Origin of the sequence: Roseateles chitinivorans, from assembly GCF_002761755.1 — a bacterium.
Classification (GTDB): Bacteria; Pseudomonadota; Gammaproteobacteria; order Burkholderiales; family Burkholderiaceae_C; genus Roseateles; species Roseateles chitinivorans.
Genome location: NZ_PEOG01000011.1, coordinates 30718 through 49580 on the forward strand (window position 1 = coordinate 30718; position 18863 = coordinate 49580).

Annotated in this window: 19 protein-coding genes; 12 read left to right on the top strand and 7 right to left on the bottom strand. The window is 66.7% G+C overall.

Annotation, left to right across the window (positions count from 1 at the left end; translation table 11 throughout):
* The first annotated feature begins 105 nt into the window (after positions 1-105).
* The 4 genes from mnmG to CS062_RS05045 all read left to right on the top strand — a co-directional run bounded on the left by mnmG (position 106) and on the right by CS062_RS05045 (position 4483).
* Positions 106-2073 carry a tRNA uridine-5-carboxymethylaminomethyl(34) synthesis enzyme MnmG gene (gene mnmG / locus CS062_RS05030; protein WP_099860356.1) on the top strand — a complete coding sequence of 656 codons (1968 nt, stop codon included), beginning with the start codon at positions 106-108 and terminating at the stop codon, positions 2071-2073.
* Positions 2074-2120: 47 nt separating this feature from the next.
* A complete protein-coding gene (gene rsmG / locus CS062_RS05035) occupies positions 2121-2801 on the top strand; it encodes a 16S rRNA (guanine(527)-N(7))-methyltransferase RsmG (protein WP_099860357.1) in 681 nt (226 codons plus the stop codon).
* Between the two features lie 89 nt (positions 2802-2890).
* Positions 2891-3664 carry a ParA family protein gene (locus CS062_RS05040; protein WP_091729619.1) on the top strand — a complete coding sequence of 258 codons (774 nt, stop codon included), beginning with the start codon at positions 2891-2893 and terminating at the stop codon, positions 3662-3664.
* Positions 3665-3688: 24 nt separating this feature from the next.
* A complete protein-coding gene (locus CS062_RS05045; protein WP_099860358.1) occupies positions 3689-4483 on the top strand; it encodes a GNAT family N-acetyltransferase in 795 nt (264 codons plus the stop codon).
* A 25-nt stretch (positions 4484-4508) separates the two neighbouring features.
* On the opposite strand, the gene CS062_RS05050 is transcribed toward CS062_RS05045, so the two are convergent.
* Together CS062_RS05050 and argC are read right to left on the bottom strand one after the other, a co-directional pair.
* Positions 4509-4958 carry a GNAT family N-acetyltransferase gene (locus CS062_RS05050; protein WP_099860359.1) on the bottom strand — a complete coding sequence of 150 codons (450 nt, stop codon included), beginning with the start codon at positions 4956-4958 and terminating at the stop codon, positions 4509-4511.
* A complete protein-coding gene (gene argC / locus CS062_RS05055; protein ID WP_099860360.1) occupies positions 4958-5923 on the bottom strand; it encodes an N-acetyl-gamma-glutamyl-phosphate reductase in 966 nt (321 codons plus the stop codon). Before argC ends, CS062_RS05050 begins: the two co-directional genes overlap by 1 nt.
* Positions 5924-6002: 79 nt before the next feature.
* On the opposite strand from argC, the gene CS062_RS05060 reads away from it, so the two are divergent.
* The 5 genes from CS062_RS05060 (at position 6003) to CS062_RS05080 (ending at position 12858) form a co-directional block, all read left to right on the top strand.
* Positions 6003-6593 (top strand): RBBP9/YdeN family alpha/beta hydrolase, encoded by a 591-nt coding sequence (locus CS062_RS05060; protein ID WP_099860361.1) that lies wholly within the window; start codon positions 6003-6005, stop codon positions 6591-6593.
* A 67-nt stretch (positions 6594-6660) separates the two neighbouring features.
* Positions 6661-7569, top strand: coding sequence for a ParB/RepB/Spo0J family partition protein (locus tag CS062_RS05065; RefSeq protein WP_099860362.1), 909 nt, complete (start codon positions 6661-6663; stop codon positions 7567-7569).
* A 423-nt stretch (positions 7570-7992) separates the two neighbouring features.
* The gene (locus tag CS062_RS05070) at positions 7993-9915 is read left to right on the top strand and encodes a PrkA family serine protein kinase (protein ID WP_099860363.1); all 1923 of its coding nucleotides are present in this window, start codon (positions 7993-7995) and stop codon (positions 9913-9915) included.
* A gap of 31 nt (positions 9916-9946) precedes the next feature.
* On the top strand, positions 9947-11236 hold the full coding sequence (locus tag CS062_RS05075; protein ID WP_099860364.1) for a YeaH/YhbH family protein: 1290 nt from the start codon (positions 9947-9949) through the stop codon (positions 11234-11236).
* A gap of 113 nt (positions 11237-11349) precedes the next feature.
* Entirely contained in the window at positions 11350-12858 is a 1509-nt protein-coding gene (locus CS062_RS05080; protein ID WP_233217919.1) for a SpoVR family protein, read from the top strand.
* Here the strand turns inward: CS062_RS05080 and CS062_RS05085 are convergent, their stop codons facing one another.
* The gene (locus tag CS062_RS05085) at positions 12859-14304 is read right to left on the bottom strand and encodes an FAD-binding oxidoreductase (RefSeq protein ID WP_099860365.1); all 1446 of its coding nucleotides are present in this window, start codon (positions 14302-14304) and stop codon (positions 12859-12861) included. It abuts the gene before it with no gap.
* A gap of 188 nt (positions 14305-14492) precedes the next feature.
* Between CS062_RS05085 and CS062_RS05090 the strand changes: the two genes are divergently transcribed.
* Positions 14493-14804 (top strand): hypothetical protein, encoded by a 312-nt coding sequence (locus CS062_RS05090; protein WP_099860366.1) that lies wholly within the window; start codon positions 14493-14495, stop codon positions 14802-14804.
* Positions 14805-14870: 66 nt separating this feature from the next.
* A complete protein-coding gene (locus CS062_RS05095) occupies positions 14871-15479 on the top strand; it encodes a cob(I)yrinic acid a,c-diamide adenosyltransferase (RefSeq protein ID WP_099860367.1) in 609 nt (202 codons plus the stop codon).
* Between the two features lie 28 nt (positions 15480-15507).
* Here the strand turns inward: CS062_RS05095 and CS062_RS05100 are convergent, their stop codons facing one another.
* Positions 15508-16488, bottom strand: a complete 981-nt coding sequence (locus tag CS062_RS05100) for a helix-turn-helix transcriptional regulator (protein ID WP_099860368.1) — start codon at positions 16486-16488, stop codon at positions 15508-15510.
* A gap of 159 nt (positions 16489-16647) precedes the next feature.
* Here CS062_RS05100 and CS062_RS05105 point away from each other — a divergent pair, with 159 nt between their 5' ends.
* Positions 16648-17736: a hypothetical protein gene (locus CS062_RS05105; RefSeq protein ID WP_099860369.1), complete on the top strand. Its 1089-nt coding sequence runs from the start codon at positions 16648-16650 to the stop codon at positions 17734-17736.
* A 23-nt stretch (positions 17737-17759) separates the two neighbouring features.
* On the opposite strand, the gene CS062_RS05110 is transcribed toward CS062_RS05105, so the two are convergent.
* From CS062_RS05110 to CS062_RS26760, 3 genes are read right to left on the bottom strand one after another with little or no spacing between them, the layout of a single operon-like run.
* Positions 17760-17978 (bottom strand): hypothetical protein, encoded by a 219-nt coding sequence (locus CS062_RS05110; protein WP_091729668.1) that lies wholly within the window; start codon positions 17976-17978, stop codon positions 17760-17762.
* 15 nt (positions 17979-17993) lie between these two features.
* Positions 17994-18476, bottom strand: a complete 483-nt coding sequence (locus CS062_RS05115) for a PIN domain-containing protein (RefSeq protein WP_099860370.1) — start codon at positions 18474-18476, stop codon at positions 17994-17996.
* Positions 18473-18862: an AbrB/MazE/SpoVT family DNA-binding domain-containing protein gene (locus tag CS062_RS26760; RefSeq protein WP_233217913.1), complete on the bottom strand. Its 390-nt coding sequence runs from the start codon at positions 18860-18862 to the stop codon at positions 18473-18475. Before CS062_RS26760 ends, CS062_RS05115 begins: the two co-directional genes overlap by 4 nt.
* Position 18863 lies beyond the last annotated feature (1 nt).

Consider the following 18863-nt stretch of genomic DNA (forward strand, 5'->3'; position numbering starts at 1 on the left):
TCCCTCATCTGAACGCCAGCCGGCTGTCCATCGCCTGGATACGCGCCTTCCGCGCGTCGCGATGGCCTCGATCGACCGATCGCCGATTCCGCTGGACGCCTTGCCATGCTTTATCCGAAAGAGTTCGACGTGATCGTGGTCGGTGGCGGCCATGCCGGCACCGAAGCCGCACTGGCGGCTGCCCGCATGGGCGTCAGCACGCTGCTGCTGACCCACAACATCGAGACGCTCGGCCAGATGAGCTGCAATCCGTCGATCGGCGGCATCGGCAAGGGCCACCTGGTCAAGGAAGTCGACGCGCTGGGCGGCGCGATGGCCGCGGCCACCGATGAAGGCGGCATCCAGTTCCGCATCCTCAATGGCTCCAAGGGCCCGGCGGTCCGCGCCACCCGCGCGCAGGCCGACCGCATCCTGTACAAGGCCGCCATTCGGCGTCGGCTGGAGAACCAGCCCAACCTGATGCTGTTCCAGCAAGCCGTCGACGACCTGATGGTCGAGGGCGACCGGGTCGTCGGCGCCGTCACTCAGTCGGGCCTGCGCTTCCGCGCCCGGGCGGTCGTGCTGACGGCCGGCACTTTCCTCGACGGCCGCATTCACATCGGCCTGGACAACTACGCCGCCGGTCGCGCCGGCGATCCGCCAGCGGTCTCCCTGTCCGGCCGGCTCAAGGAACTCAAGCTGCCGCAAGGCCGGCTGAAGACCGGCACGCCGCCGCGCCTGGACGGCCGCACCATCGATTTCTCCAAGTGCGCCGAACAGCCCGGCGACCTGGACCCGGTGCCGGTGTTCAGCTTCATGGGCAGCGCCGCGCAGCATCCGCAGCAGCTGCCCTGCTGGATCACCCACACCAATGCCCGCACCCACGAGATCATCCGCTCCGGCTTCGACCGCAGTCCGATGTTCACCGGGGTGATCGAGGGCGTCGGACCGCGCTACTGCCCGTCCATAGAAGACAAGATCAATCGCTTCGCCGACAAGGACTCGCACCAGATCTTCCTCGAGCCCGAGGGTCTGACGACGCACGAGTTCTACCCGAACGGGATCTCGACCTCCCTGCCCTTCGACATCCAGCTGGCGGCCGTTCAATCGATCCCGGGACTGGAGAACGCGCACATCCTGCGCCCGGGGTATGCGATCGAGTACGACTATTTCGACCCGCGCGAGCTGAAGTCCAGCTTCGAGACGCGCGCGATCGGCGGCCTGTTCTTCGCTGGCCAGATCAATGGCACCACCGGCTACGAGGAGGCGGCCGCCCAGGGGCTGTTCGCCGGCCTGAACGCTGCCTTGCAGGTCCAAGGCAAGGACGCTTGGCTGCCCAGCCGCGACCAGGCTTATCTCGGCGTGCTGGTCGACGACCTGATCACCAAGGGCGTCACCGAGCCCTATCGGATGTTCACCAGCCGCGCCGAGTTCCGACTCCAGCTCCGTGAGGACAACGCCGACATGCGCCTGACCGATGCCGGACGCCAGCTCGGCTTGGTGGACGACGCGCGCTGGGACGCGTTCAATCGGAAGCGCGACGCTGTTTCACGTGAAACAGAGAAGCTGAAGTCCACCTGGGTTCATCCGAACATCCTGCCCGCTGCAGATGCGGAGCGTCTGGTCGGCAAGCCGCTCGAGCGCGAGTACAACTTGGTGGACCTCCTCCGCCGCCCCGGCGTCACCTTCGACACCATTGCCGAAGTTGCCGCGATTGCACGCCCGGAAGCCGGGGTGTCGAGGGCGGCACTGGCAACGTCGCTCGGTATGGACCTCAGCGATGCGGTGGTCGAGCAGATCGAGATCAGCGTCAAGTACGCCGGCTACATCAGCAAGCAGCAGGAGGACGTCGCCCGCGCGTCCAACTACGAGCATCTGAAGCTGCCCGAGGATCTGGACTACGGCCTCGTCACCGCCCTCTCCTTCGAGGCGCGCCAGAAGCTGAACAAGCATCGTCCGGAAACCCTGGGCCAAGCCTCGCGCATTTCAGGCATCACTCCGGCAGCGATCTCGCTACTGCTGATTCACCTGCGCAAGGGCCGCTTCAAGGGATTCACCGAGCAGGACACCACCGCCGAATCGGCCGCCGCCTGAACCCTCCCTCCTACGACCCGATCCCGAATCGACCGATCCCGCCGTTGATGACTGACCTCGACCTGCGCTCCCGACTCGCCGCCGCCGCCCAGACCTTGGACCTCGGCCTGCACGACCAGCAACTGGATCGGCTGATCGCTTACCTCGGGCTGCTGTCGAAGTGGAACAAGGTCTACAACTTGACCGCGGTGCGCGACCCGGAGGCGATGCTGACCCAGCATCTGGTGGACAGCCTCAGCCTCATCCCGCCGCTGCGCCGCCATGCCGCAGGTCGGCCGCTTCGCCTGATGGACGTCGGCAGCGGCGGCGGTCTGCCGGGTGTGGTGATCGCGATCTGCGATCCCGCCATCGACGTGACCTGCGTCGATACCGTCGGCAAGAAGGCTTTTTTCATCGCCCAGGTGGCAGCGGAGATCGGTCTTCCCAATCTGCACGCGGAGCATTCCCGGGTCGAGCAGCTGAAGACGGCTCCGTTCGACGTCATCACTTCGCGAGCGTTCGCCTCTTTGGCGGACTTCACCGAGTGGACGCGGATGCACCTGAAGTCGGACGCGGTGTGGGCGGCCATGAAGGGGCAGCACCCTACCGACGAGATTGCCGAGTTGGGCCGACGCGCGCCAGACCTGACCGTGTTCCACGTGGAACAGCTGACCGTGCCTGGCCTTGATGCGCAGCGCTGCCTGCTGTGGATCCGCCCCATTGGGGCAGAAGCGACATCCGCAGCCTGAGCTTCCCCTCTCCCTGCGACTTCGCGTCGCAGGTCCGCGCGTCAGCGGTTAAGCTGCGCCCCTCTTCCGAGTTCGTTCTCCCAGCATTCATGGCCAAGATCTTTTGCGTTGCGAACCAAAAAGGTGGCGTCGGCAAGACGACCACCACCGTGAATCTGGCCGCCGGCCTAGCCAAGGTCGGGCAGCGGGTGCTGGTCGTCGACCTGGATCCCCAGGGCAACGCGACGATGGGCTCCGGCATCGACAAGCGTGCTCTCGCCCTGACGGTCTACGACGTGCTGCTGGAATCGGCCACCATCGCCGAAGCCCGCCAGCGCAGCGAGAAAGCCGGGTACGACGTGCTGGGGGCCAATCGGGAACTGGCCGGCGCCGAAGTGGAGCTGGTCGAGCTGGAACGACGCGAGCAGCGGCTGAAGACGGCGCTGGCCGCCGCCGCGCAAGACTACGACTTCGTCCTGATCGATTGCCCGCCGTCGCTGTCCATGCTGACGCTGAATGGCCTGTGCTCCGCTCACGGCGTGGTCGTGCCGATGCAGTGCGAGTACTTCGCGCTGGAAGGCCTGACCGACCTGGTCAATACGATCAAGCAGATCCACGCCAACCTGAACCCGGACCTGCAGATCATTGGCCTGCTGCGCGTGATGTTTGATCCGCGCATCACGCTGCAGCAGCAGGTGAGCGAGCAGCTGAAGGCGCACTTCGGCGAGAAGGTCTTCGACACCGTCATCCCGCGCAACGTCCGTCTGGCCGAGGCACCCAGCTACGGCCTGCCCGGCGTGGTCTTCGACGGCGGATCCAAGGGCGCGCATGCGTTCATCGACTTCGCCAAGGAAATGGTGAAGCGCGTCGGCGGGATGCGCTGAAGGCGCTCCGGCCAGTGGCCCGGTATGGCTCCCGAGCTGGAAGCACTCGCCCGACGCGCCGAATTGGCCGGACTCAACGCGGCGTCGGCGCCACGTGAAGCCCAGGTCGAGGGCTGGCTGCTGCGGTTGTCGCCGGGCAAGGCCAAGCGGTCCCGCTGCGTGAACCCGCTGGCGGGTGGATCGCTTCCCCTGGAAGAACTGTTGCGGCGCTGCCGCGTCAGCTTCGAGCAGGCCGGGCTACCGCTGATCCTGCGGCTCACCCCATTCAGCCAGCCGAGCGATCTCGACGACCGCCTCGCCGCGATGCGCTGGCATCGCTTCGATCCGGCAGATGTGATGGTGTTGCCGTCGCTGGATGGTTTCGCGGAATCCGGTGGGGCGGTACCGCTGATGCCGCTTTCGCCAGCTGATTACGCGGCGCTGATCGGCGCGCTGCGCCAGTCGAGCGTCGAGGAGATCACCGGCCATGCGCGCCGCCTCGAACAGGCCAGCGTGCGGCATCAGGCCTTCAAGCTGGAGCGCGACGGCGTGCTGCTCGCCTGTGGACAGGTGGCCATCGACCCGGGACCGGCCGGCACCGCCGCTGGCGGCATGGCGGGACTTTTCGACATCTACACGCCCGAGGACCAACGCGGTCGCGGCCATGGGTACCGGCTCTGCGCCGCCCTGCTGGACCAGGCGCGCCTTCAGGGCGCCACGAGCGCTTATCTCCAGGTCGGCGCCGAGAACGATGTCGCCCAGCGTCTCTACGCCCGCCTGGGCTTCCTGCAGGCCTATCGCTACCACTACCGCAGCGACGATCCGCGCGCCTGGGCTTGAGCGCCCGGGCCTTGCGCGACAAAGCTCAGTCCCGCGCTTGCCAGACCTTCAGCAGCGTGTGCCGGGTGAAGCCGGGCACGAAGTCATGCACGTGGCTGATGCAGGCGTAGCCGAGGTGCTCGTAAAGCTCGGCGACCTCGTCCAGCAGGGTTTCGATCAACGCGTCCACGCAGCCGCGCTGCAAGGCCAGCGCCTCGAGCTGGCGCAGGCAGTCGCCGCCCAATCCCTGGCCGCGATGGTCGGCGTCGACCCACAGGTAGCTGACATAGAGCCGCTGGAACTCCGTGCGGCCGAAGCCGCCGGCGATCAGCGCGTCGCCCTCGTAAAGCGCCACCGCGATGTCGCGGGCGTCGCTGCCCTGGGTCTGCTGGCGTCCGTGGGTGATGACGCCGTCGCGGATGGCATCCAGGTCAGCCTGCGAAACGGCGCCCTCTCGGCGCCATTCGCGGCTGACGGTCCGCGTCGAAGCCGTCATCAGATGCTGTTCAGGTCCGGACCGGTCAGGCCCAGCGATTCATCCACGCCCAGGTGCACGTTCATGCTCTGCACCGCGGCGCCGCTGGCGCCCTTGCCCAGGTTGTCCAGGCGCGCCATGACGAGGATCTGCTGCTCGCTGCCGAAGACGAACAGGTCGACATTGTTGGTGTCGTTGCAAGCCTGCACGTCGAAGAAGCCGCCAGCCAGCGTGTCGGGGTCGCGCAGCGGTTTCACGTGGATGAAGCGTTCGCCTTCGTAATGCGCCGCCAGCGCGTCGCGGACCTGCTGGGGGGTCGTGCCCGCGCGCAGTTGGCTCAAGTGCAGCGGCACGGTGACGGCCAGTCCCTTGTAGAAGTTGGAAACGATCGGCATGAACACCGGCGCCTGCTTCAGGCCGGTATGAGCCATCATCTCCGGCAGGTGCTTGTGCGTCAGGCCCAGGGCGTACGGGCGCGGCGCCGTCAGCTTCGGCTGACCGCCGGCCTCGTACTCCGCGATCATCGACTTGCCGCCGCCGGAGTAGCCGGTGATGGAGGTCGCGGTCAACAGCGCATCGGGCGACAGCAGGCCGGCATCGACCAGCGGACGCACCGCCAGGATGAAGGCGCTCGCATGGCAGCCGGGGTTGGCGATGCGCTTGGATTCACGGATCGCCGCGCGCTGGCCCTTCGCCAGTTCCGGCAGGCCGAAGGCCCAGCCCGGCGCGGTGCGGTGCGCGGTGCTGGCATCGATCAGGCAGGTCTTGGGATTGGTCACCATGGCGGCCGCCTCGCGCGAGGCGGCGTCCGGCAGGCAGAGGAAGGCGACGTCGGCGGCGTTGAGCAGCCGGGCGCGCTCGGCGGGATCCTTGCGCTTGTCGGCGTCGATGCGCAGCACCTCGATGTCGGCGCGCTGCGCCAGATATTCATTGATGCGCAGGCCGGTCGTGCCTTCCTGCCCGTCGACATACACCGCGTACTTCATCGCCGCTCCTGCAAAATCCGCTGCCGCCGGGGCCCGTCCCCGATGGCGCCAAAGAAAGCGCGAAGCATAAGGCCAACAGATGTCACAGCACGCCCTTCCATCGAATGACCTCGACGATCCCGCCCTCGCCCGTCCGGTCTACCTGCTGCCGGGCTGGTTGAACTCCGGCCCCGACCACTGGCAGAGCGAGTGGCAACGCCGACACGGTGATACGCGGGTCGAACAGGACGACTGGGAATGGCCGCGGCGCGGCGACTGGATGGCCCGCCTGGACGAGGTGCTCCAGCAGGATGCGCGCCTGGTCGAACGGCCGGCGCTGCTCGTCGCCCACAGCCTGGGCTGCCAGCTGGTGGCGGCGTGGGCCGACCATTCGGCCCACACCCGCCTGGTGGCCGGCGCGCTGCTGGTCGCGCCGCCCGACACCGAACGCGACGAAACCCCACCGCAGCTGCACAACTGGCGGCCGATCCGCCGCCCTCGCCTGCCCTTCCCGGCGATCGTCGTCGCCTCCACCGATGACCCCTTCTGCCGTCCCGAGCGGGCGGCCGGCATGGCAGCGGACTGGGGCGCGCAGTTCGTCCTGGCCGGCCCGCTGGGCCACCTGAACGCGGCGTCCGGACTCGGCGCCTGGCCCGAAGGGCGGGCGATGCTGCATCGCCTCGCCCGCTGAGGCCCCCCGCAAGGGCGGCCGCCGGGCGCCGTCGGAAGAGCGAAGGAATCGCGGAGAATCGCGCCCCATGGCGACAAAGAAACCCAAGGGCCTGGGCATGGGCCTGGAGGCCCTGCTGGGCCCCAAAGTGAGCGACGCACCGGCGGTGCGCGAAGGCGAACCCGGCGTGCTGCCGCTGGCGCAGATGCAGGCCGGCAAGTACCAGCCGCGTACGCGCATGGACGAGGGCTCGCTGTACGAGTTGGCCGAGAGCATCAAGGCGCAAGGGATCATGCAACCGATCCTGGTGCGCCCGATCGCGCCCCACGGCGCGGTCCGCTACGAGATCATCGCCGGCGAACGGCGCTTCCGCGCCGCCAAGCTGGCCGGACTGGCCGAGGTGCCGGTGCTGGTCAAACTGGTGCCGGACGAGGCAGCGGCGGCGATGGCGCTGATCGAGAACATCCAGCGCGAGGACCTCAACGCGCTGGAAGAGGCGCAGGGCCTGAAGCGGCTGGTCGACGAGTTCGGACTGACCCACGATCAGGCCGCGCAAGCGGTGGGCCGCTCCCGCAGCGCCGCGTCCAACCTGCTGCGCCTGCTCAACCTGGCCGAGCCGGTGCAGAACATGCTGATGGCCGGCGACATCGACATGGGCCATGCCCGCGCGCTGCTGGCGCTCGATGGCGCCCACCAGATCACCAGCGCCACCGAGATCGCCGCCAAGAAGCTCAGCGTGCGCGAAGCCGAGAAGCTGGTCCAGCGCCAGCAGGGCGCGGGCCGCCAGGCCCCGCTGCTGCGGGTGAAGTCGGACAAGAGCCGCGACGTGCTGCGGCTCGAGGAAGAGCTGTCGGACCTGCTGACGGCGCAGGTCGAGATCCGCGTCCGCAAGAAGACCAAGCGCGGCGAACAGGGCGAGGTGGCGATCAGCTTCGGCTCGCTCGACGAATTGAACGGCTTGCTGCAAAAGCTGCGTCCGCCGGGCGCCGAGGAGTGAGGTCGCGCGGGCCTCGAACCGGCCCGTCCGCCGACTGAATCCATGAGGATGGCACGCGGGATGCGTGCTGTCTTCTTCGTACTTCCCACAGGTGCCCCACACGCGGGGGGCCGTCAACGGCAGTGCTTCACAGACGTTGCACGAGGGAGTACAACGGGGTCACGTCTTGCTATCGCGCATCGCTCTCGATGGGCGTAGCATGGCCTCCAAAGCCGCGCCGCCCTTGAGGTTGTCGTACGCGATCCGCGACAGGGCGAAGGACTTTGGGCCAGCATGGGCTGGCCGTTTGCTGAATGCTTGCTGAGCTCGGAAAGCTCTGATGACGCCTTGAGTCATGGACGTCGCCAGAACTTCCTGGACGATGCGAGGTCCGTGGTCACATGGACGCGCGTCGCCTCCCTACGAACTACTCCGGAGGTCAGCATGGATGTGATCAGCCATTTCGCGGCTCGCTATGAACGCAGCAAGGTCGAGGAACTCACGCTGGAGGAGTACCTTGACGAGTGCAAGCGCAACCCTCTTGCCTACGCCACCGCGGCCGAGCGCATGCTCAAGGCTATCGGCGAGCCCCAGATGCTGGACACCCGCAACGACCCGCGGCTGTCGCGCATCTTCCAGAACAAGGTCATCAAGATCTATCCCGCCTTCGCCGAGTTCTTCGGCATGGAGGATGCGATCGAGCAGGTCGTCAGCTACTTCCGGCATGCCGCGCAGGGGCTGGAGGAAAAGAAGCAGATCCTCTATCTGCTCGGGCCGGTCGGCGGCGGCAAGAGCTCGATCGCCGAGCGGCTGAAGCAGCTCATGGAGCATGTGCCCTTCTACGCGCTGAAGGACAGCCCGGTGAATGAAAGTCCGCTCGGGTTGTTCGACCCGGTCGAAGACGGCCCGCTGCTGGAGCGCGAGTACGGCATCCCGCGTCGCTACCTGAATCGCATCCTGAGCCCGTGGGCGGTCAAGCGCCTGGACGAGTACGGCGGCGACATCCGCAAATTCAAGGTCATCAAGCGGCTGCCGAGCGTGCTCAAGCAGATCGGCGTGGCCAAGACCGAGCCTGGCGACGAGAACAACCAGGACATCAGCTCACTGGTCGGCAAGGTCGACATCCGCAAGCTCGAGACCTATGCACAGGACGATCCGGATGCCTACAGCTATTCGGGTGGCCTGTGCCTGGCCAACCAGGGGCTGCTGGAGTTCGTCGAGATGTTCAAGGCGCCGATCAAGGTGCTGCACCCGCTGCTGACGGCCACCCAGGAAGGCAACTTCAAGGGTACCGAAGGCTTCGGCGCGATCCCCTTCGACGGCATCGTGCTCGCGCACAGCAACGAGAGCGAGTGGAAGAGCTTCCGCAACAACAAGAACAACGAGGCCTTCCTCGATCGCATCTACATCGTCAAGGTGCCCTACTGCCTGCGCGTCAGCGAGGAAGTGAAGATCTACGAGAAGCTGATCCGCAACTCGTCGCTGGCCGAGGCCAAGTGCGCTCCCGGCACGCTGAAGATGATGGCGCAGTTCGCGGTGCTCACGCGGCTGAAGGATCCGGAGAACTCCAGCGCCTTCAGCAAGATGCAGATCTATGACGGCGAGAACCTGAAGGACACCGACCCCAAGGCCAAGTCCATCCAGGAATACCGCGACTACGCCGGCGTCGACGAAGGCATGGCCGGCATCTCCACGCGTTTCGCGTACAAGATCCTGTCGAAGGTCTTCAACTTCGACTCGACCGAGGTAGCGGCCAATCCGGTCCACCTGATGTACGTGCTGGAGCAGCAGATCGAGCGCGAGCAGTTCCCTCAGGAAGCCGAACAGAAATTCGTCGGCTTCATCAAGGAGGTGCTTGCGCCGAGGTATGCCGAATTCATCGGCAAGGAGATCCAGACCGCCTACCTCGAGAGCTACAGCGAGTACGGCCAGAACATCTTCGACCGCTACGTCACCTACGCCGACTACTGGATCCAGGACCAGGAGTACCGGGACACCGACACCGGCGAGGTGTTCGACCGCTCGGCGCTGAACGCGGAGCTCGAGAAGATCGAGAAGCCCGCGGGCATCAGCAATCCCAAGGACTTCCGCAACGAGATCGTGAACTTCGTGCTGCGGGCGCGGGCCAACAACGCCGGCAAGAACCCGGCGTGGACCAGCTACGAGAAGCTGCGCACGGTGATCGAGAAGAAGATGTTCTCCAACACCGAGGAGCTGTTGCCCGTCATCAGCTTCAACGCCAAGGCCAGCGCCGACGAAGCCAAGAAGCACGAGAACTTCGTGCAGCGCATGGTGGACAAGGGCTACACGCCCAAGCAGGTCCGGCTGCTGTGCGAGTGGTACCTGCGCGTGCGGAAGTCGAGCTGAGCCGAACGTACGCCACCGGAAAGGTCCCTACATGACAGGCCTTCAACAGATCATCGATCGGCGGCTGTCGGGCAAGAACAAGTCGATCGGGAATCGGGAGCGCTTCCTGCGCCGCTACAAGGACCAGATCCGCGAGGCGGTGCGGCGGGCGGTCGACAAGCGCGGCATCCGGGACATGGAGCGCGGCGAGGACGTGCACATCCCCAAGCGCGACCTGAGCGAGCCGGTCTTCAGCCACGGCGAAGGCGGCATCCGCGAGGTGGTGCGGCCCGGCAACACCGAGCACATCAAGGGCGACCGCATCGGCAAGCCGCAGGGCGGCCAGGGCGGCGGCGGCGGTTCGCAGGCGAGCGATTCCGGCGAGGGCGAGGACGACTTCGTCTTCCACCTCAGCAAGGAAGAGTTCATGCAGGTCTTCTTCGAGGACCTGGCGCTGCCGAACCTGGCGCGCACCACGCTCGCGGAGACACCCGAGTACAAGACCGTGCGCGCCGGTTATGTCACCGACGGCACGCCGACCAACCTGCACGTGGTGCGCTCGATGCGCGGGGCGCTGGGGCGACGCATCGCGCTGGGCATGGAGAAGCGGCGCGAACTGCATGAGCTCGAAGCCCGGCTGCAGACGCTCACGCAGGAAGAGGACGCGCGCAAGCCCGAGGTCCAGGCGCTGATCGCGGAGACCGAGGCCCGCATCGTGCTGCTGCGCCAGCGCCTGTCCAACATTCCCTTCCTGGACCCGATCGACCTGCGCTTCCGCAACCGCATCAAGGTGCCGCAGCCGACCACGCGCGCGGTGATGTTCTGCCTGATGGACGTGTCGGGCTCGATGGACGAGAGCCGCAAGGACCTGGCCAAGCGCTTCTTCATCCTGCTCTACCTGTTCCTGACGCGCCATTACGAGAAGATCGAGGTCGTCTTCATCCGCCACCACACGCAGGCGCAGGAGGTCGATGAGCAGAACTTCTTCCACGCCACCGAGACGGGCGGCACGGTGGTGTCCTCGGCGCTCGTGCTGATGGAAGAGATCATCCGGGCGCGGTACCCCGCCGGCGACTGGAACATCTACGGCGCCCAGGCCAGTGATGGCGACAACTGGCATCACGACAGCGGCCGCTGCCGCGAGTTGCTGGCCGACAAGATCCTGCCGCTGTGCCGCTACTACGCCTACGTGCAGGTGGCTGAAGCCGAGCAGAACCTGTGGGAGGAGTACGCGAAGCTCGAGGAGGACGTGCCTCACTTCGCAATGCGCAAGGCGGTCGAGGTCGCGCAGATCTATCCGGTCTTCCGCGACCTATTCAAGAAAGAAGGGGCGGCCGCATGAGCGCGGCGCCGGAGGACAGCACCATGAGCAGTCTCGAGAACCGTCGCCATGTGGGCGTGGGCGTGGGTGCCAACGAGTACGGTGGTCGCCGCGTGCGCGCGCCGCTGACGAAGATGCGGCCCTTGGAGAAGCGGCCTGATCGGCCGCTCGCCTCCCCCAGCGACTGGACCTTCGACCTGATCGAGGAGTACCACGAGGTGATCCGCCAGACCGCGGAACGCTACGGCCTCGACACCTATCCAAACCAGCTCGAGGTCATCACCGCCGAGCAGATGATGGATGCCTACGCGTCGGTCGGCATGCCGGTGAACTATCGGCACTGGAGCTACGGCAAGGAGTTCATCTCGACCGAGCGCCATTACAAGCGCGGCCAGATGGGCCTGGCCTACGAGATCGTCATCAACTCCGACCCGTGCATCGCCTACCTGATGGAGGAGAACACGATGGCGATGCAGGCACTGGTGATCGCGCACGCCTGCTACGGCCACAACAGCTTCTTCAAGAACAACTACCTGTTCCGCATGTGGACCGATGCGTCGTCGATCATCGACTACCTGGTCTATGCGAAGAACTACGTCGCGGATTGCGAGCAGCGCCATGGGCTGGATGCGGTGGAGTCGACGCTGGATTCCTGCCATGCGCTGATGAACCACGGCGTGGACCGCTACCGCCGGCCGGCCAAGCTGTCGCTGGCGCAAGAGCAGGCGATGCGCAAGGACCGCGAGGCCTACGCCCAGCAGCAGGTCAACGACATGTGGCGCACCCTGCCGCGCCGGCCGGAGGACGAGGCCAAGGCGGAAGAGAAGCGGCGCTTCCCCGACGAGCCTCAGGAGAACCTGCTGTACTTCATCGAGAAGAATGCGCCGCTGCTGGAGCCCTGGCAGCGCGAGATCGTCCGCATCGTCCGCAAGATCGCGCAGTACTTCTATCCGCAGCGGCAGACGCAGGTGATGAACGAAGGCTGGGCCACCTTCTGGCATCACAAGCTGCTGAACACGATGTACGACGACGGCTACCTGTCGGACGGCATGATGATCGAGTGGCTCAAGTCCCACACCAACGTGGTGGCCCAGCCACCGATGGCACAGCTCAATCCGTATGCGCTGGGCTTCGCGATGTACACCGACATCAAGCGCATCTGCGAGAACCCCACCGACGAGGACCGCGAATGGTTCCCCGCGATCGCCGGCAGCGACTGGCTGCCGACGCTGGATCACGCGATGCGCAACTTCAAGGACGAGAGCTTCATCGCGCAGTACCTGAGTCCGAAGATGATGCGCGACTTCCGGCTGTTCTCGATCCTGGACGACGAGCACCAGGCGGAGTACGAGATCTCCGCGATCCACGACGAGCAGGGTTATCAACACGTCCGGCAGACGCTGTCCCGGCAGTACGACCTGTCCACGCGGGAACCCAACATCCAGGTTTGGAACGTGAACCTCAGAGGCGACCGCTCATTGACGCTGCGTCATCAGCAGCATCTGGACCGTCCGCTGCACGACGATGCCCAGGAGGTGCTCAAGCACGTCGCCCGCCTCTGGGGCTTCGGCGTCCAGCTGGAGAGCGTCAACGCCCGCGGCGATGTCACCCGCCGGTGGAGCGTGCCGGCACCGCAGCATTGATCAGAGGAAGATCTTCCCCGGATTCATGATGTCGTTCGGATCGAGCGCCCGCTTGAGCGCTCGCATCTGATCGATGGCGCCCTCACCGGCTTCCTGAAGCAGGAAGCCTTGCTTGTGCAAGCCGATGCCGTGCTCGCCGGTGCAGGTGCCCTCGAGCGCGATCGCACGGGCCACCATCCGGGCGCTCAGGCCTTCGGCGGTCTCGCGTTCGGCCGGGATGCCGGGATCGATCAGGTAGCCCATGTGGAAATTGCCGTCGCCGACATGGCCGACGATGAAGTACGGCAGTCCACTCGCCTCGACCTCCTCCACCGATGCGTTGATCGACTCCGCCAGGCGTGAGATCGGCACGCAGGTGTCCGTCGTCACCGCGCGACAACCGGGCTTCATCTGAAGGGCCGACAGGTAGGCGTGATGACGGGCCGTCCACAGCCGCGTGCGTTCCTCCGGCGTGGTCGCCCACTCGAAGCCGGTACCGCCGTGCTCGGTGGCGATCTCCTGCACGGTGGCCGCCTGCTCCGCCACGCCGGCTTCGGAGCCGTGGAACTCCATCAGCAGCATCGGCGCTTCACGCAGGGTGAGCTTGTCATGGCGGTTGACCGCTCGCACCGCGTGCGCGTCGAGCAGCTCGCAGCGCGCGATCGGCACGCCCATCTGGATGATCGCGATCGTGGTGCGGACCGCGGCATCGATCGATTCGAACGAGCAGACCGCCGCGGACACCGCCTCGGGCAGCGGGTACAGCCGCAGCGTGATCTCGCAGATCGCGCCCAGCGTGCCCTCGCTGCCGACGTACAGGCGCGTGAGGTCATAGCCGGCGCTGCTTTTGCGAGCGCGGGAACCGGTGTGTATCAGTCGTCCGCCCGGTGTCGCGACGGTCAGCCCGAGCACGTTCTCCTTCATCGTCCCGTAGCGCACCGCGTTCGTGCCGCTGGCACGCGTGGCCGACATGCCGCCGATCGACGCATCCGCGCCGGGATCGATCGGGAAGAACAGCCCCTGATGGCGGATCTCGGCATTGAGCTGGTTGCGGGTGACGCCGGCTTGCACCGTCACCGTCAGGTCCTCGGCGTTGATGCTGAGGATGCGCTTCATCCGCGACAGGTCCAGGCTCACGCCGCCCTGCACGGCCAGCAGATGGCCTTCGAGCGAGGTTCCTGCGCCGTAGGGGATCACCGGCACTCGATGGGCATTGGCCAAGGCCAGCACCGCGGCGACCTCGTCGTTGCTTTCAGCGAAGACGACCGCCTCCGGCGGCGGCACGTCGAATGGCGATTCGTCGCGCCCATGCTGCTCCCGCAGGGCCATCGCCGTGCTGCAGCGGTCACCGAAGCGCGCCATCAGCGCCTCCAGCATGGCCGCCGGCATCGGGCGCGGCGCGTGGACCGGCTGGTGCGGCGCGGATGGCTCGCCCTGGCCGTCACCGAGTTCTCGTGGCGCGTTCATCGTGGTCTCCTGGTGCCGCCTGGTCCCGGATCGGAACACACCGATCGGCCGGCGGGTCGTCGCTTGTGCGACGGATTCTAGGAAGACGCGTCGCCGCATTCGCTTGCATCGTCCCGCTTGCGCCGCGACCCGCACAGTGACAGCATGGACGGATCGCGCGCGCCGTCGCGCGTCACGAGGAGTCCGCCATGTCCCACCTGTGGTTATGGACGATCTGGGCCCTGCTGCTGGCGCTGGTGGTGCTTGCCACCTTGCGCATGGATTGGCTGAAGGTCTGGTGGATGGATCAGCTTCGCCACCTCCCCGGCGAGGCGGCCGACGAGGACATCGATCCCGGACAGCCCGCCCGCGGCCAACTCGACCCGGGGAGCCGGCAGCCGATGCCGCACGCGCCCCGCCCGGTCGGCATTCCGCGGCACACCGTGCACGATGTCCATGGTCATGCCGCCGCCATGTCGCACCACCGCCCCCTCTTCCACCGCAGCGGCAGCCGCAACTGAGGGCGCTTCGGGCGAGTTGCGGCAAGATGCCGGGTTTGCACTTGCACAGCCCGCGCGGCATCCGCCATGGCCAATCGACTTTCCCAGATCGCGACCCGTACCGGCGACGACGGCACCACCGGCCTCGGCGACGGCAGCCGCGTCCCCAAGGACCACCTGCGCATCCAGGCGATGGGCGATGTGGACGAATTGAACTCGCAAATCGGCGTGCTGCTGGCCGAGCCGCTGCCGGACCAGGTCCGCGAACTCCTCGTCACCATCCAGCACGAGCTGTTCAACCTCGGCGGCGAGCTGTGCATGCCGGGCTACAGCCTGTTGAAGGAGGCGGCTGTGCTCCACCTCGACCAGGCCCTGGCTGACCACAACGCCACCCTGCCCCGCCTGGCGGAGTTCATCCTGCCGGCCGGCACCCGCAGCGCCGCGATCGCGCATGTCTGCCGCACCATCGCTCGCCGCGCCGAACGGGCAGTCGTCACGCTGGCCGCGAACGAAGCCCTCAATGCCACGCCGCGTCACTACCTGAACCGGTTGTCGGATCTGCTGTTCGTGCTGGCGCGCGTCCTCAATCGCGCCAACCTCGATGGCAAGGGCGGCGACGATGTCTACTGGAAGAGCGAGCGGCTGGCGCGCTACGCCGCCGAAGAGGCCCAGGAAGGCGCCCAGGACGCGCCCTGAGCGTCGCGAGCATCAAAGGCACCCGCCGTCAGGTCAAGGCGGCCGCGGCCGTCCTGAGGCGCTTCGCATAGGCTTCCCGCAGCGCGGGCGGCGACAGCACCTCGACCTGCCCGGCATGACGCAACAGGTCCATCAGCAGCTCCGTCGCGTCGACGAACGGCAATTCCAACCGCCAGCGCCCGTCCGGCAGCCACTCGCTGCGCTGGGCGGGATGCCATTCCTCGCTCGAGACCCAGGCCGCGATCTGATCGCTGAAGATCACCGTCGCCCACTGGGGATCGCCGCCGGCGAAGATCCCATAGCCCTGGTCGAGCTCGCCCTCGAGCTCCTTGAGCGGCAGGCTGCGCGCGGCCTGTCCCTCGAGCACCGCGGCATCCTCCATCGCATCCAGTGCGAAGCGTCTCAACCCGTCGCTGGCATGGCACCACGCGTCCAGGTACCACGTGTTCCGGTAGTGCACCAGGCGCTGCGGTGACACTTCCCGGTCGCTCACTGCGCCGCCGCCGGGCCCCCGCTTGCGATACCGCAGCCGCAGTCGCAAGCGCTTCACGACGGCACTGCCGACGGTTTCGAAATGCTCGGACGGCACCCGGCGCCGCGCCGTCGAGATCAGCTTGATGCGCCGCGTCATCTCCTGCGCCTCGACCGCATCCCCTCCGAGCATGCCGGTGAGCTTGTCCAGCATCGGCTGCAGGTGCCGGCTCAGCAGGCCGTTCTCGTCGAGGCCGGCCATCATCTGATGCATGGTCAGCAGCGCGTGGAGCTCCTTCTCGCTGAACCAGACGCCCGGCAGTTCATGCCGCTGCCCGCGCCACTGCTCCCCGAAGCGATAGCCGTTCTCGGTGGCGTCGTACTCGATCGGGGCATCCATCCGCTCGCGCAGGTACTGCAGGTCGCGCTTGAGCGTCGCCGGCGACACCTCCAGCAGCTCACGCATCTCGGCGAAGCTGACGCAGCCGCGGCTGCGGATCAGCATCTCGATCTTGTAGAAGCGCTCGGTGCGATCCATGCAGATCCCTCCTGACAGGTTTGAGTAGATCAGCCACAACTTTCTGCTGACCGATCCTGGGGTGGCTCATTCTATGAGCCACCCGGATTGAATACTTGATCCCAAGCCTGAAGCAGCACCCACAGGCCACCCGGTATCCAAGTCTTTAAGGAGCAGCTCATGGTCGCCACGATCCACCGCAATGCCGACGACATCACCCTCCAGCAACTGGTCCTGCCGATGACGGCGGCCGACACGCCGGAGGACAGGAAGGACGACGCTGGTGCATCGAGCCATGAGCGCGTCGGCTTCGAGCTGGGCTGGGACTATGCCCACCACGGCCTGACGCCGCCGGTCGAGCAGCTGTTCCGCCAGTCGCCGCTGCAGCAGGGATGGCAACTGGGGCGCTCGACCTTCGGCGCGCGCACGCTGAAGTCGCATCGGCACACGCAGCTGTGGCTGTCGCTGCGCCTGCACGCCTGGCAGCGCGGCCGCAGTTTCGAGACCCTGCTGGTCACGCCCAACTACCTGCAGCAACTCGACACCAGCCATTGCCCGGTCAGCCGCCTGCCCTTCAGCGATGAAGCGGACCATCCGCAACGCCGCTCGATCGACCGGGTCCGGGACGATGCCGGCTACGCGGCCGGCAATCTGGCGCTGGTGAGCCACGCCGCCAATGTCGCGAAGCTGGACCGAGGCTGGCAGCAATGCTGGGCCGTGGGCCAGAGCCTGCGCCAGGGGCCGATGACGATGGCTGGCGGCCTGAATGCCGAAGCCTGGGAGCGCATGGCGATCCTGGCGAGCTTCGTCACGCCGATGGCGCACGAGCTGGCCGCTCAACTGCCGATGCTGGTGCTGCCGCCGAATCGGCTGCGCCTGTTCAACCCGGTCCAGGCGCTGCAGGCGCTGGTGACGCGCCAGTTGGCAACGCCGGGCTGGAGCCAGCGCCTGACACGGCTGGAGGCGCTGATGGCCACACAGCAACGGGCGGATTTTTCGAGGTTCGTACTGGCGCTGGTGCCGCGGGTGCTGCGTTGCCAGTCGCTCACCGATCCGATGGAGATCCGCTGGGCCCTGGAAGACGCCTGGCGCGATCCGCTGTTGCAGAAACGCTGGACGCATTTCGCGCAACAACTGACCCCCCAGCAGGCCGAGCAACTGGTGCAACGCGCCGCGAAGAAGCAGCTGAGCAATGTTCGCGTGCAGAGCCACGCGGCGCCGACCGACGGCTGGGCACTCGAGCGTCAGGGGTTCCGTGCTGCGGCATGAGACGCTGCAGCTGAGGACGATCCTCAGCCCGGCAATCCGACGTGCAGCTTCTCCAAGCCGCCGTTCTGGTCCTGCAGCGCAACGTGATAGCCCCGCTCGATGAACCAGTGGGCCCAGTTGCGGGCGAGGGTCTTCTCCGGCAGCCAAGGGCCGGTGCGGTCGAGATGGACGCGATTGCCGCGGCGTTCATAGAACACCACGCGCCACATGTTGGCAGGGATGCGGTCTTGGAAGCTGGCCATATGCGACCGCGGAATCTAGCAAAGCAGCGTGTCGCGTTGGGAGGGGGGCAACACCTGGAACCATGCCGACATCGCACGGAGCGTGCAGAGTTGCCGGGCGGCCTGGCTTCGACTGTTCGCAGACCATTCCGCGAGCACCGGATCGTCGCTCAACAGCAGTGACGCCTCGCCTTCCAACGCCAGCTCGACCAAGGCCTGCCTATCAGCCGGCACGCCCGCGAGGCGCAGTTGCCGCTGCGGTTTCACGACCTGCGCATACGGCAGGAAATCGGCCAGCAATTCCTGCTGCTGTGCCGCGGACAACCGGAGCTTGGGATAGGCCAACGCGCGCATCAGCGTCGACGCGAGTTGGGGACTGACCAGCGGGCGCAGCACACCCTGCTGCCAGGCGCGGCGCAGGCCCAGCGATTCGCCGCCGGACCTCAGCAAGGCGCTCAGGATCAGCACCGGATCGACGACGACGAGCGTCGGCGCCGCCGGCTTCGATCGGCGGCTCATGCGGACTTGCGCGTCGTCTTGCCGGCGGCCTTGGTCGCCGTCGCTGGCTTCACGGCTTTCGCCGGCTTCTTCACCTTGGAGACGGCCTCGGCCACCCGCGCCCCGCGCTGGCGTACGGACGAGGTCGCCGCAATCACCTTCGCGGTCCCTTTCGCGGCCGGCCTGGCCGCCTTGGACGCGAAAGCGATCGCCTGGGCGACCACCTCGTCACCGAGTTCGAGTTCCGCCAGCTTCGCACGCACCGCATCGCCGCGCTGGATGCGCACCGGCGTCAGCAGCACCTGACCGGCCTGCAGCTGTACCTCGAAGTACTGCACAGGACCGAGCTTCTCGGTGACGCTTTTCGGCAGGGTGAGCTGGTTCTTGGACGTCAGCTTCGCCAGCACG

Bases quoted from the DNA above. Each gene is read 5' to 3' on its own strand.
- mnmG (WP_099860356.1), top strand. From the start codon at position 106: ATGCTTTATCCGAAAGAGTTCGACGTGATCGTGGTCGGTGGCGGCCAT.
- rsmG (WP_099860357.1), top strand. From the start codon at position 2,121: ATGACTGACCTCGACCTGCGCTCCCGACTCGCCGCCGCCGCCCAGACC.
- CS062_RS05040 (WP_091729619.1), top strand. From the start codon at position 2,891: ATGGCCAAGATCTTTTGCGTTGCGAACCAAAAAGGTGGCGTCGGCAAG.
- CS062_RS05045 (WP_099860358.1), top strand. From the start codon at position 3,689: ATGGCTCCCGAGCTGGAAGCACTCGCCCGACGCGCCGAATTGGCCGGA.
- CS062_RS05050 (WP_099860359.1), bottom strand. From the start codon at position 4,958: ATGACGGCTTCGACGCGGACCGTCAGCCGCGAATGGCGCCGAGAGGGC.
- argC (WP_099860360.1), bottom strand. From the start codon at position 5,923: ATGAAGTACGCGGTGTATGTCGACGGGCAGGAAGGCACGACCGGCCTG.
- CS062_RS05060 (WP_099860361.1), top strand. From the start codon at position 6,003: ATGTCACAGCACGCCCTTCCATCGAATGACCTCGACGATCCCGCCCTC.
- CS062_RS05065 (WP_099860362.1), top strand. From the start codon at position 6,661: ATGGCGACAAAGAAACCCAAGGGCCTGGGCATGGGCCTGGAGGCCCTG.
- CS062_RS05070 (WP_099860363.1), top strand. From the start codon at position 7,993: ATGGATGTGATCAGCCATTTCGCGGCTCGCTATGAACGCAGCAAGGTC.
- CS062_RS05075 (WP_099860364.1), top strand. From the start codon at position 9,947: ATGACAGGCCTTCAACAGATCATCGATCGGCGGCTGTCGGGCAAGAAC.
- CS062_RS05080 (WP_233217919.1), top strand. From the start codon at position 11,350: ATGCGGCCCTTGGAGAAGCGGCCTGATCGGCCGCTCGCCTCCCCCAGC.
- CS062_RS05085 (WP_099860365.1), bottom strand. From the start codon at position 14,304: ATGAACGCGCCACGAGAACTCGGTGACGGCCAGGGCGAGCCATCCGCG.
- CS062_RS05090 (WP_099860366.1), top strand. From the start codon at position 14,493: ATGTCCCACCTGTGGTTATGGACGATCTGGGCCCTGCTGCTGGCGCTG.
- CS062_RS05095 (WP_099860367.1), top strand. From the start codon at position 14,871: ATGGCCAATCGACTTTCCCAGATCGCGACCCGTACCGGCGACGACGGC.
- CS062_RS05100 (WP_099860368.1), bottom strand. From the start codon at position 16,488: ATGGATCGCACCGAGCGCTTCTACAAGATCGAGATGCTGATCCGCAGC.
- CS062_RS05105 (WP_099860369.1), top strand. From the start codon at position 16,648: ATGGTCGCCACGATCCACCGCAATGCCGACGACATCACCCTCCAGCAA.
- CS062_RS05110 (WP_091729668.1), bottom strand. From the start codon at position 17,978: ATGGCCAGCTTCCAAGACCGCATCCCTGCCAACATGTGGCGCGTGGTG.
- CS062_RS05115 (WP_099860370.1), bottom strand. From the start codon at position 18,476: ATGAGCCGCCGATCGAAGCCGGCGGCGCCGACGCTCGTCGTCGTCGAT.